The organism is Clostridium sp. Marseille-QA1073, assembly GCF_054863625.1.
On record NZ_JBSVQM010000018.1, the window covers coordinates 76,904 to 90,956 of the forward strand.

At 27.2% G+C, this 14,053-nt stretch carries 10 protein-coding genes; 5 read left to right on the plus strand and 5 right to left on the minus strand.

Annotated features, from left to right (window positions below; genetic code table 11):
* Positions 1-304: 304 nt before the first annotated feature.
* The 4 genes from ACY1IQ_RS15315 to ACY1IQ_RS15330 all read right to left on the minus strand — a co-directional run bounded on the left by ACY1IQ_RS15315 (position 305) and on the right by ACY1IQ_RS15330 (position 8,772).
* Positions 305-1,711, minus strand: a complete 1,407-nt coding sequence (locus ACY1IQ_RS15315) for a PdaC/SigV domain-containing protein (protein ID WP_461614776.1) — start codon at positions 1,709-1,711, stop codon at positions 305-307.
* Between the two features lie 113 nt (positions 1,712-1,824).
* Positions 1,825-4,146, minus strand: coding sequence for a cell wall-binding repeat-containing protein (locus tag ACY1IQ_RS15320; RefSeq protein ID WP_461614777.1), 2,322 nt, complete (start codon positions 4,144-4,146; stop codon positions 1,825-1,827).
* A 557-nt stretch (positions 4,147-4,703) separates the two neighbouring features.
* Entirely contained in the window at positions 4,704-7,046 is a 2,343-nt protein-coding gene (locus ACY1IQ_RS15325; RefSeq protein ID WP_461614778.1) for a cell wall-binding repeat-containing protein, read from the minus strand.
* 355 nt (positions 7,047-7,401) lie between these two features.
* A complete protein-coding gene (locus tag ACY1IQ_RS15330; RefSeq protein WP_461614779.1) occupies positions 7,402-8,772 on the minus strand; it encodes an 8-oxoguanine deaminase in 1,371 nt (456 codons plus the stop codon).
* A 399-nt stretch (positions 8,773-9,171) separates the two neighbouring features.
* On the opposite strand from ACY1IQ_RS15330, the gene ACY1IQ_RS15335 reads away from it, so the two are divergent.
* Together ACY1IQ_RS15335 and ACY1IQ_RS15340 are read left to right on the plus strand one after the other, a co-directional pair.
* On the plus strand, positions 9,172-9,543 hold the full coding sequence (locus ACY1IQ_RS15335) for a hypothetical protein (protein WP_461614780.1): 372 nt from the start codon (positions 9,172-9,174) through the stop codon (positions 9,541-9,543).
* Between the two features lie 910 nt (positions 9,544-10,453).
* Positions 10,454-11,020, plus strand: coding sequence for a rubrerythrin family protein (locus ACY1IQ_RS15340; protein ID WP_461614781.1), 567 nt, complete (start codon positions 10,454-10,456; stop codon positions 11,018-11,020).
* 73 nt (positions 11,021-11,093) lie between these two features.
* Here the strand turns inward: ACY1IQ_RS15340 and ACY1IQ_RS15345 are convergent, their stop codons facing one another.
* Entirely contained in the window at positions 11,094-11,345 is a 252-nt protein-coding gene (locus tag ACY1IQ_RS15345) for a TIGR03905 family TSCPD domain-containing protein (protein WP_461614782.1), read from the minus strand.
* Between the two features lie 544 nt (positions 11,346-11,889).
* Here ACY1IQ_RS15345 and ACY1IQ_RS15350 point away from each other — a divergent pair.
* From ACY1IQ_RS15350 to ACY1IQ_RS15360, 3 genes are all read left to right on the plus strand, one after another.
* A complete protein-coding gene (locus ACY1IQ_RS15350; RefSeq protein ID WP_461614783.1) occupies positions 11,890-12,552 on the plus strand; it encodes a cysteine hydrolase family protein in 663 nt (220 codons plus the stop codon).
* Between the two features lie 64 nt (positions 12,553-12,616).
* Positions 12,617-13,240, plus strand: coding sequence for a DUF2238 domain-containing protein (locus ACY1IQ_RS15355; protein WP_461614784.1), 624 nt, complete (start codon positions 12,617-12,619; stop codon positions 13,238-13,240).
* 138 nt (positions 13,241-13,378) lie between these two features.
* Positions 13,379-13,906: a 2'-5' RNA ligase family protein gene (locus tag ACY1IQ_RS15360; protein WP_461614785.1), complete on the plus strand. Its 528-nt coding sequence runs from the start codon at positions 13,379-13,381 to the stop codon at positions 13,904-13,906.
* Positions 13,907-14,053 lie beyond the last annotated feature (147 nt).

The window sequence follows — 14,053 nt, forward strand, 5'->3', positions numbered from 1 at the left end:
CCTCCATCTAAAGTAAGTTTATTATATCATATTTTACATAATTTGTAAGCTACATATATAATCTATTTTTCTCTATTAATTCTCATAAAATATGATATCTCTTGTTCAAAAAAATTTTTTACTATTAAAAGATACTTTTTGATAATATTTAGGCTATTTATGTTGTATTTTTGATAAAGATTAAAAAGATAATTTTCATAATAAATTTAATTATATCAAATTTATTATGAATAAATAATTACTTAAGTAATATTTTTTATCAAAATTTATATTTATATAAAAGAACGTGACAAGATCACGCTCTTTAATGTTCTATAAACTGTGGACTCACTTTATCACCAAATTTATAAAGTGGTATATAAAATTTTGGAGCTCCGAAATCCTTTGAAAGTATTTCTCCTGCCTCAAATAAAATTACTAAGTTTCCTCTATAAATGTAATATGGTTGTTCTGCTTTGATAGTTTTAAAGTTATAATCATATTTATACTCTGAACTTTTAATGATATTTTCAATTTGATTATTTATTTCTGTATTTATTAAAGTGACATAATCAGTACCTTTTTTAAAAACATCAGAAAGGTTATAATTCTCTCCACTAATTAAATTAAAATTATAGCCTTTATTATAAAGTATATAGTTAATTGTACTTCCATCATTTGCCGAATAAGTTATATCTATACTAATTAAATCTGGATTAACAAAATATTCATCTGAATAAACCGATGCCCCCCATGTAACAGGTCTACCATATATATTTAGCTTACCCTTACTTAATTCGGCTTTCTTTTTCACATCTTTAGTAAAACTACTAATATCTTTAGTTATAATAGTATTTATTTGTTTTTCTATAATAGGATTATCTAAATTTTTAATTTGTGGATAATATAAATATTCGCTATAATTTTCTCCTTTTTCAACAGATTGCACTTTTTCAATACTAACATTGTCTTTTTTAATACTCACATCTTTTTTAAGGCCATGTTCAAATTTTGAATAAGGAATTTTAAACTCAGGAATACCTGCAACATATGGAGCAATATCATACAATGGATAATAAACTACTATTCCATCCTTAGTTAAATAAAAACTTTGATCATATGGAATTCCATGTAATGTATTTAATATATCCTTGAAATATTTATCTGGCTCTTTAGATATTTGATTTCTAACTTCATCTAAAATAACCTTTCTATAATTATCTTCTTCATAAAGAAAATCTTTTAAAAGCCCTGTTTTGCCAGTATTCAAATCAAAATTATAAGCTATTTTTTCTGTGTTACCATGTGCTCCACCTGTATAGTTATATAAAGTTACTACCACACTTAATACATTGCCCTGATTATACGTCACTTCATAATCTGATGTTACATTATATTTCATAAAAGGCTGATCCTTTTCTTTAGTATCAAAAAATTCCTTTGCCTCTTTTTCTGTAGAGTTTTTTAAATCCATAATGGGCTTTTCTATTTTATCATTCATAATTTTTTCTGTAACCTTGTTATTATAAGTTATCACTGGTATCTTTAAATCTACTTCTATGTAATCAGTAGTATACTTTATTTCCTTAGGCTCCACTATAGCATTATAATTAGGAGCACTAACTAATCTAGGTGGATTTATTTCCACTGTAGGTGGTTTATCCTTTGCTAATACAATGCTATTAATACCTAATGTAAAACAAACTATTATACCAAATATTATTTTCTTCATATTATCACCTCTAGCTTTTTTTATTATTTTTCCCCTATTAATTGTTAGTACACCTGTTAAATTTAAACAAAAAAAGCAAATTGATAAATCAATTTGCTTTCTTCGTAATTATTCTATTTTACACTTATATAACTAATATCTAATATGTTATTTGGAATTAAAGCATTAGATCCAAATATATAAGCTTTATCTATTGACCATAAATTGCTTTCTATTATTCCTCTTGCAGTAGCTTCTCTTGGATGAGTTAAAATTATAGGATGTCCACCTTTAGCTGCTAATGCTGAACCTGATAGTGCATCAGGATAATCCATTCCAGTTACAACATAAGTGTTTGAAAAGTTTATAGTTGCTTTAAACTCATTAATGATAGCTTTATTAGTGTCATATCTATTATTTCCACCTAGCCTCTTTACTGCTGGAAGATTTGATGCCACTTGTTTACTAATAACACCTTCTGCTCCAACTACATAGCTTTGCTGGATATTTTGGCTATCTACATATTGTTTTACAACTTTATCAATATTATTTTTACCAACTAATACTATAGGCATTGATAAATTTGCTGCTATTGGTGCAATAGATAATGCATCTGGATAATCTAAACCTGTAGCAAAAACCATTTTACCACTATTACCAATTTCTTTTGCAATTAGTACTGAAGTTTCATATCTATTAGCTCCACCAATCCTCTTTATATTAATTCCTAAAGCTTTTATTTGATTTTCTACATTTTTGCTAAGAGCACCTTCTCCTCCAACAATAAATACTTGTTTAGCTTTTAATCTTTGTAATTCACTTTTAAGACCTTCAGTTAAACTTTTTTGTTCGCTTAATAAAATAGGTGCATTATATTTTTTTGCTAGTGGTCCAGCACATAATGCATCTGGATAATCTACTCCACTAGCTATTATTGCATAATCAGAATTTTGCCATCCTTTTTTTGAAGCCTCATAAGATGTTAAATATCTGTTACTTCCAAAAATTCTTTCTCCTACTACATTACCTTTAACATGTACTGTTGCTGAAGCCTTAAATCCTCCATCCTTTGTTGTTGCTGTAATAGTAGTAGTTCCTGCACTTTTTCCTGTTATATTACCATAGGCATCTACTACTGCGGCATAGGGATGACTTGAAGTCCATGTTACTTGTTTATTTCCTGCATTTTGAGGAGCCACTTGTGCTTGGATTGTTACTGTCTCATCTTTCTTTAAGTATACAGTATCCTTACTAAGAGTAACACCAGTTACAGCTTCTCCTCCAGTTGGAGGTGTTACCGTTCCAGAAGAATCTTTTAAATAAGATAAAACTCCTGCTACAATAGCATTAGCACAATCTTCTCTAAATTTATCTGTTCTCATTTTTTCTTCTACAGTTGGATTACTTATAAACTCCAATTCAGCTAAAATTGCTGGCATATAAGTTTGTCTAACAACTGCAAAATCAGCACTTTTAACGCCTCTATTTTTAGAAGCAAGATTATTGAGAAGATTATTTTGTACTAATCCAGCTAACTTTTTACTTTCATTTATTCTTTCTCCAGTACCACTATAAACATAAGTTTCTGTTCCACTTACGCTTCTATCACCAAATGAATTATTATGAATAGACACAAAAGCATCTGCTCCAAAAATATTTGCCATTTGTGCTCTTGGAGAAAGATCAACAAATACATCTGTAGTTCTACTTATTTGAACTTTAATCCCTTGAGCTTCTAATTTACTTTTAACCTTCATCCCTACAGCTAAAGTAACTTCTTTTTCTGTTAACTTATTTAATCCAATGGCACCTGGATCTGATCCCCCATGTCCTGGATCTATAAATACTTTATATTCTTTATCTTTGAAATTTGCATTGTTTAATATGTAGCTCTGTGGTGTATTAAGATCTAAGCTATTTATCTTTTCTTCAAATTCACTAAATCCACCTTTAACTTTTTCTAGTGGTTCATCATTTAATTCAAGTTCACTATCTTTATTTTCAACATTCCCATTTTCTTCTCCATCAATACTATAACTTTTGACAGATACAGACTCATTTCCTATTTCTTCTACATATATTTCAAATACATATTTTGTACTATCATCTATAGCATATACTTTAGCCTTTCCATATTCTAAAGCACTAATCATTCCTAAACTATCAACTGAAATTATATCTTCATTAGAAGACAGCCAAACTAATTTTTTTGCATCTTCTTTTGTAGAAACCACATATTTATATAAATAAGTATTATCACCTTTTGATAAGCTTATTGGCTCCTTATTTATTTCTAAATATTTTTCATACTTTTTTAACTCATTATTAAAATTTGACGAATTATTTTCTAATGAAAATGTAACATTTGAAAAAAATGTTGAAAAAATAAATGTAAAAAGCAAAACTAACGAAAAAAACTTAGTATATTTACTCTTTAAATTTTTATAACTGTCCAATGAAATCCCTCCTTGCCCCTTAACATAAATTTTTTATTCTTCATAAAAGTATAAAATCCTTCTAAATATATTTAAAAAGTTAGAAAGTTTCCTTTTATTTTCATATAGGATTTTAGCATTAAATCTTAACTTATTTTAAACGAATTGTTGATAAAGTTTTATTTTTCACTACTGTTGAATAAGCTTTTATGAAAATATAGAACTTGTAAACAAGTTAAAATACAGCCTTAAAATTCTATAAATAATTTTAATAAATATAAAATTAATTTTTTATCATAATGCTATTTGATTTCTACATTTTAAAAATATAAATTAATTATATGTTTTAGAAGGTTAAATAAATAATTGGAATACAGAGATATTATCTTAGGAATATTTAGTGTATATGCTATATCCATTCATGGAAATACATGTAAAATATTGTACATGAAATCATATAAATAGTACACTAAACAGACAAAAACTGCAACCTAAAAGTTGCAGTTTTTGTTATATTTTTCGTATTATTTTTATTAAATTTAAATCTTAGTAGATATTAGTCTGTATTTATTATTATATTACTTTACAGTTATATAACTAATATCCAATATATCATTTGGAATTAAAGCACTAGATCCAAATACATAAGCTTTATTTATTGACCATAAGTTATTTTCTATTATTTCTCTTGCAGTAACCTCTCTTGGATGAGTTAAAATTATAGGATGTCCACCTTTAGCTGCTAATGCTGAACCTGATAGTGCATCAGGATAATCCATTCCAGTTACAACATAAATGTTCGAAAAGTTTATAGTTGCTTTAAACTCATTAATAATAGCTTTATTAGTGTCATATCTATTATTTCCACCTAACCTCTTTACTGCTGGAAGATTTGATGCCACTTGTTTACTAATAACACCTTCTGCTCCAACTACATAGCTTTGCTGGATATTCTGACTGTTTATATATTCTTTTACAATTTCATCAATATTATTTTTACCAACTAATACTATAGGTATTGATAAATTTGCTGCTACTGGTGCAATAGATAATGCATCTGGATAATCTAAACCTGTAGCAAAAATCATCTTACCGCTATTTCCAACTTCTTTTGCAATTAATACTGAAGTTTCATATCTATTAACTCCGCCAATTCTCTTTATATTAATTCCTAAAGCTTTTATCTGATTTTCTGTATCTTTGCTAAGAGCACCTTCTCCTCCAACAATAAACACTTGTTTAACTTTTAATCTTTGTAATTCATTTTTAAGACCTTCAGTTAAACTTTTTTGTTCACTTAATAAAATAGGCGCATTATATTTTTTCGCTAGTGGTCCAGCACATAACGCATCTGGATAATCTACTCCACTAGCTATTACTGCATAATCAGAATTTTGCCATCCTTTTTTTGAAGCCTCATAAGATCTTAAATATCCATTACTTCCAAAAATTCTTTCTCCTACTACATTACCTTTAACATTTACTGTTGCTGAAGCCTTAAATCCTCCATCCTTTGTTGTTGCTGTAATGGTAGTAGCTCCTGCACTTTTCCCTATTATATTACCATAGGCATCTACTACTGCAACATAAGGATGACTTGAAGTCCATGTTACTTGTTTATTTCCTGCGTTTTGAGGAGCTACTTGTGCTTGAATTGCTACTATATCTTCTTTCTTTAAATATACAGTATCCTTACTAAGAGTAACACCAGTTACAGCTTCTCCTACAGTTGGAGGTATCACTTCTCCAGTAGGAGGTATTGCTGTTCCAGAATAGTTTTTTAAATAAGATAAAACTCCTGTTACAATAGCATTAGCACAATCTTCTTTAAATTTATCTGTCCTCATTTTTTCTTCTATAGTTGGATTACTTATAAACTCCAATTCAGCTAAAACTGCTGGCATATAAGTTTCCCTCACAACTGCAAAATCTGCACTTTTAACTCTTCTATTTTTAGAGCCAAGATTATTAATTAAATTATTTTGTATTGGCGTAGCTAATTTTTTACTTTCATTTATTCTTTCTCCAGTACCAGTATAAACATAGGTTTCTGTTCCACTTGTACCTCTATCACTAAAAGAGTTACAGTGAATAGATACAAAAGCATCTGCTCCAAAAATATTTGCCATTTGCGCTCTTGGAGAAAGATCAATAAATACATCTGTAGTTCTACTTATCTGAACTTTAATACCTTGAGCTTCTAGTTTATTTTTTACCTTTAAACTCACATCTAAAGTTACGTCTTTTTCCATTAGCCTATTTAATCCGATAGCACCTGTTTCTGATCCTCCATGTCCTGGATCTATAAATACCTTATGCTCTTTACCTTTAAAAGCTTCATTATTTAATATGTAATTTTGTGGTACATTGAAATCTAAATTTTTTATCTTTTCTTCAAATTCACTGAATTCACCTTTAACCTTTTCCTTCTCTTCATCATTTAGCTGAAGTTCATCTTCTCTAACTTCTATGTCTCCGTTTTCATTTTCTTCGTTTTTGCCACTTTTTATAGATGCAACTTCATGTCCTAAATCTTTTACATATACTTCAAAGACAAATTTCGTACTGTTATCTATGGCATATACTTTTGCTCTCCCATATCCTAAAGTAGTGATTTCACCTTCATTATTAACAGAAACGATATCTTCATTAGAAGATAACCAAACCAAATTTTTCGCTTCTTCTTTGGTAGAAACTACAAATTTATATAAATAACTAGTTTTACCTTTGGATAGACTTATTGGTTCTTTATTTACCTCTAAATATTTATCATACTTTTTTAACTCATTATTGAAATTTGACGAGTTATTTTCTAGTGAAAATGTAATAGTTGAAAAAAATGTTAAAAAAATGAATGTAAAAATTAAAACTAATGAAAAAAACTTAGCATATGTACTTTTTAGACCCTTATAATTGCCCAATGAAATTCCTCCTCTGCCATAAGCTATAGATTATTATTCTTCATTGGAACATAAAATCCTTCTAAAAGTATATTTGAAAGTCTCTTCTTATGTCGCGTAAACAATTTTAAATTTTCATTACTACTTTCTTCTCATCTTTTATTATTCCTTCAATGAAAATCAATGCTAATAATATTAATAAATTTTTAGATTAATATTTCACCTTCATGCATAAGAAAAAAACAGCTACAAAGAGCTGTTCTCCAAATAAACCACCTACATATAAAACTATTTGTTTGCAAAACTGCTAGCAAATTTTTTCCTACGAGATTGAAAATCATATTTAATTTAAGTAAATATCAGTTACTGTATAATTTTAATTATCCTCTGTTTTATTTTTTTCTATAATTTTTTTTGCCACTTTATCTGCATTTATCTTTATATCTTCTGTATTCATAGTTAAAAGAATACCATCTTTAACCACTATTTTCCCATTTACCATAGTATATTTAACTAGACTACTGCTACCACAACAAACTATGGCTACTATAGGGTCATGGCATCCTGCATAAGCCACATCATTTAAATCTACAGCAATAATATCCGCTGCTTTTCCTACTTCAATATATCCAGTATCATATCTACCTAGTACCTCTGCACCTCCTCTTGTAGCCATTTTTAGTATCTCATAAGCTGACAATCCTTTATCTCCATACTTTAAGTGATTTAAAAGATATGCTCTTCTTACTTCTTCCCACATATTAGAGCCATCATTAGATGCACTACCATCTACTGCAATGCCAATTGGAACATTTGCTCTGTACAATTCTGAAGTTCTACATATTCCACTGCCAAGTTTCATATTAGAACTTGGACAATGAGCTATTCCCGCGCCTTGTATGGCTTTAATTTCTCTATCATTTAAAAATATTCCATGTGCATACCAAACATCTTTACCAACCCACTCTAATTCCTCCATAAGTTCCACAGGCCTTCTTCCATATTTTTCAATACAGAATTTTTCTTCATCTAAGGTCTCGGCTAAATGAGTGTGCATCATAACACCTTTTTTTCTAGCTAAATCTTTAGTATTAATCATTAAGTCTTTGCTTACAGAAAATGGTGAGCATGGTGCTAATGCAATTCTAGTCATTGCATAATCTTCCTTATCATGATATTTATTTATTAATCTCTCTGAGTCAGTTAGTATTTCATCTTCCTTTTGAACAACTGAATCTGGTGGTAATCCTCCATTACTTCTTCCTAAACACATAGAGCCTCTTGTGGCATGAAATCTTATACCAACTTCTTTTGCAGCTTTTATTTGTTCATCTATCAATCCTTCACTATTGTTTTTCGGAAATAAATAATGATGATCCATAGTTAAAGTACATCCAGTTTTTAATAATTCACTAAACCCTACAAGTGCTCCATAATAAACTGCACTACTATCAATATATTTCCAAAATTCATAAAGCCCTACGAGCCAAGGGAAAAGTGGTAAATCTTGTACTTCTTTAATCCCTCTAAAAAGAGTTTGATAAAGATGATGATGGGTATTAATAAATCCAGGCATTAAGATTAATTCACTACAATCTATAACCTCGACATCTTCTTTAACATTAATGTCCTTAGCTATTTTTTCAATTTTATTAGATACTACTAATAAATCTACATTGTTTAATATACTTTCTTTATCATTCATAGTTATAAGCGTAGATATATTTTTAAATAATATATTATTCAAAATATCCCCCCCTAGTTTATAATCATTTCTTAATTATATATATTATTTTATATAATATTTTATAATTAAAATTTTTCAACTAACAATTTTATTGCTTGCTTCTCTTCAATAAAAATATATAAATTATTTAGAAAAAATAGATTGTAATTTTTTTAATATTTAATAGATTAGTTAGATTAAACATTTTATTAATAATAAAATTTATAGAATAGTTTGGCCAGAATTTTATGTAATAAAATGTAAAAATTAAAAGTTTTAATTTCCAAAATGTTAATATCTTTTTCAGTTTTAGGATGATATAATATTAATAAAAAACAATAATTGGCGGTGGTTAATTATTGTTTTTTTATTATCTCTATAATTCTTTATGTAATATGTTCAATAAAAGGAGGTGATTTAATGGATTATGCTTTAACTACTATGGAAGCATTTGAAATATTGTATGATAATCCAACATATAGAGCTATAAATGCTGAAGGTCATACTTTAGAGCTTAGAGGTGAAGAAAAGTATATTATTCATCGACGTGTTAAACTTGCTAAAGATAAACATGTCAGCATGAAGGATACTTGGAGAATTATAAAACCTATATCCTATGAAAAAGCAAATGAGTTATTTAAACGTTTGAGAACTATTGAATGTAGATTTGAAGATGGAGTTAAAAAAATATATAGTAAAATGCCTATTAATGGCCAATTCATTATAGAGAGTGATTTGCCATATTGTAAGAATTGTTTATGGTATTGTTTTAGCTATATAGATGAGGAGTAATTTTACAATAATTATTTATGGATATTTCTGAAAATTATTATAAAATAAAAAGGCAATAGGAATTTCTATTTTAAGAAACATCCTATTGTTTTTTATTTATAAAGATATAATATAAAATATAAACAATATAGATAAACTACCTTAAAACTTAATATATATCTTTGGTATTTTAATTCACAATGCAAAGTGCACAATTAAGGTGGAAATTATTTTTGATCAAAATAATTTCTTTAATGGATTTTTTAACTAGCAATACAATTGCTAGTGTTTTATTGTAGGGGCGAACACTGTTCGACGCTACGGTTAATCAATTCAAAATTTTGGATTGTGAACTGTGAACTGTGAATTTAGCAGTTTTAGAAGCGATATCAATAAGTGTTAATTATTTTTAGAGATAGATTAAATTTAGGAGTGATATATCTATATTTAGATCTTACTACTTAACTCTACGATTTCTTAACTTTTATCTATTTCATTTATGTACATATGACAAAATAACTAGTCAGATATTTTAATGATATTTTCTGTAAAAAGAATAGAATTTTATGGATAATAGTGCTATCTATAAATTTTTGCTATACACTCTTTGTAAAATTCATATTTAGAATTATTATATCTTTCTTCCAATTATTGATTATAATTTTTAAAAATGATATCATAATAATCATAAAAATATAATATTTAACTATAAATATTAAATTCACTTACATAAATTATATTAATATATTTATCTTTATTCATAATCCTCATTAAAATCTATGATTTATTATTGAATTTACAAATATGAACTTTTTTTCTCATTTAGTCATTTTAACAACTTTTTATATAAATAATTCATTTTTTTCGTAATATGTACCATATTTTGTAAGTTTCTATATAATATTATAGAGATATTTTTAGGAGGTTTACTATGAATTACGGAAGAAGTGATATTAGAAGTCTTAAAGGAAGTGAAACTGAGAAAAACTTACTTAGAACCTTTGCTGGAGAGTCAAGAGCTTCAAATAAGTATATACTCTTTGCAGAAAAAGCTAAGGAAGATGGCTATCAATATGTAGCACAAGTATTTGAAGAAACTGCTCATAACGAACGAGCTCATAGTAGAGCTGTATATAGAGATTTCCTAAAGCAAGTAAGATCTACTGCCGATAACTTAATGTCTGCTATAAAAGGTGAAATAGAAGAGGTTACTAAAATTTATAAAGAATATGAGGATGTAGCTAGAAGTGAAGGCTTTAATCAAATTGCTGATTTTTATAAAGAATTAAGAGAGGTTGAGGAATCTCATGAGAAGAGATTTAAAGCATTATATGACAGAATTATGAATGATATGATGTTTAAAAGCAACAAAGTAGAATCTTGGCAATGTATGAATTGTGGTTATATACATGAAGGCTTAGAAGCCCCTATGGTTTGTGTGTCATGCAAGTACCCTAGATCTTATTTTAAAATTCAGTGCAAAGATTATGAATTATAGGGAAAAATAAGCAGTTTGTTAAAGCTGCTTATTTTTTAAATATATGCAAAATATTAACTACATATATATTATATTATTTTACGTTTAAAACCAACTTTTCTAAAGCAGTAGCAAATTGATCTGGACATGAAGTTGAAGTTTTGCAAGGCACTCCTTTTAATCTTTTAACAACGTCATTAACTTCCATCCCTTCTAATAGGGCTGCTAGTCCTTTAGTATTACCTGGACATCCTTTAACAAATTCAACATTTTTAACTTTATTATCCTCTACTTCAAATTTAACTTCTGTTGCACAACATCCTTTTATTTTATATGTATATTCCATTATTTTCTCCCCTATCTATAGCTTTGCCTCATATATGAATATACATAAAAATACTAAGACATGCAATATGTTTATACGATATTGTATAAGATAGCAATATATATCACATTAAAACATAATCCATAGTCTAATACAAATGTTTACTTAAGTATTTTAATTTACAACTTAAAATAATGAATAATTGACAGTTGATAATTGATAATGAAATTAATTCCTTTAAAGGTTCACTCAAAGATATAAGTTTTCAGTTGTTCTTTAACAAAAATCTTTTGCTCTTATTGTTATATGAAAAGAAAACAATAAATTAGTTAAAAGATTCTCATGCTCTGCTGAGAATTCACCATAATTGTCCGTTCTCCATCGTCAATTATCAATTTTATACTAATGTGAATGTCAGTAATTTAATAATCAATTATATGAATGCATATATTAAATTTGAAAGTAGCGCATGTATATGTATATACATGTGTAAAATAATATTTGACACTAACATTTTATTTACCTATAATTTTATTAAAATATAGTTTTATTAGGAGAGAAGTATATGTTTAATGATATTGATAAATATGTTAATTCTTTTAAAAATATTATTTCTTTAATTAAAGAAAAGTCCGCAAAATCCATTTCTATTAAGGACTTGCCTAAAGCTGAGACTGCACTTGTAGTAATAGATATGATAAATGGTTTTGCTAAGTCAGGAAATCTTTATAGTCGTAGAATAGAAGCTTTAATTCCTGAAATAAGCTCTATTATGAAATGCTGTAAAGATGAAAATATAAAAGTTATTGCTTTTGGTGATAGTCATACAGATTTATCACCAGAATTTAATTCCTATCCTAAGCATTGTATAAAAAATAGTTTTGAAGCAGACATGGTTGAACCATTAAAATCTATTAATAATTATAATTTCATAGAAAAAAACTCAACTAATGGATTTTTAGAGGAAAAGTTTCAAATTTTTCTTAGAGATAATCCTAAAATAACTAATTTTATCATTGTAGGAGACTGCACTGACATTTGTATTGAGCAATTTGCGACTACGCTTAAAGCATATTTTAACAAAAATAACATAATTTCTAGAATAATTGTTCCTATGAATGCTGTAGATACTTATGACTTATCTCCTCATGATGGTGACTTAATGCATATATTAGGATTATTTACGATGATAAATAATGGAGTAGAAATAATAAGTTCAATTAAGTAATTATTTAAATAATCTTTGGGAATACTATCTTTACATTTCTATTTAAATTGGAAAGGTGATAGTTATGAACTCTACGGATAAAAAATTTCACTTATTTTTGCTATTTAGTATTATCATAATTCTAATATGGTCAGGTATTAGACCTTATAGTAGATATAATTGGTTCTTCGAAGTTTTTTCTTGTTTTATCATTATAGCTGTATTACTTTTTACATATAATAAATTTAAATTTTCTAGTTTAGTATATATTGTAATATGGCTTTCTTTGGCTACTATGGCTATAGGTGGACATTACTCTTATAAAAATGTTCCATTGTTTAACTATCTTAAAGATGTACTTGATTTATCTAGAAATCATTTTGATAGATTAGGACATATAATACAAGGTGCAGCTTCAGCTTTAGTGACTGCTGAACTTCTTATTAGAAAAAAAGTACTGAAAAATAAATTTTTTATTTTTCTTATTTCACTTTCTGTTTCTGTAGCAATAAGTGCTTTATATGAAATAGGAGAAGTGGTAGGAGGATATTATATAGCTCATAAGAGAAATGATTTTTTACAAATGCAGGGTGACCAATGGGATACTCAATGGGATATGCTCTGTGCAGCTATAGGTGCATTTTTCTCTCTTACTGCTTTAAGTCCAATACATTGGAAAATATTAAGAAAAAAATTCAATGTAAGATAAAGAATTGATATTATCAACTCTTTATCTTTTTTAATACTAATCATTACTTTAATTAGATAATATTAAAATATAATACAATGGTGCTTAGTCTTTAATAAAATACCATTATATATAATCTATGCTTGGAGGTAATAATTCATGAGATATGTTATTGTATGTACAATTAAAGGTCCTGCTGGAGAGTTTAATAATAAATTAAGAAAAGATATTTTTCATAAATTTGGTGCTAAATCTTCAAAACTTCCTGCTCATTTTACCATAAAAGCTCCTTTTGACTATGATAATATTATAGAACTAGAAAATATATTGGAGAATTTCTCAAAAACTTATAGTAAAGCACCTATTGAAATTAAAGGCTATAACTCCTTTAGAAAAGATGTGATATATATGGATGTTAAAATGTCAAAAGAAGCTAAAGATACCCATGATAAACTTATAGATGAACTAGTAAAACTTCCTTACTTGACCTTTAAATCTAATGAAGGAAAAAATAAAATTTTTCATATAACTATAGCTTCTAAAAAAATTTATGATAAATTTGAATCAATAAAAAATTATGTAGAATCCTTTCCTTGTAACTTTCAAAGTTTTTTTGACAACATAGGAATTTATAAGTGGGTAGATAACACCTGGGTACTGCATAAAGAATACGAATTATTCCCTTAAATATTTAATCCATAAAAAACTCCATGACGTTATCCATGGAGTTTTAACTATAATTTTTCATCTTTAATTCTTAATTTTTAATTCATAGAAAAGAATTTTTATTATGAAAATTAAAATTCGGATATTTCTCAGTGGTAACTGAGAAAT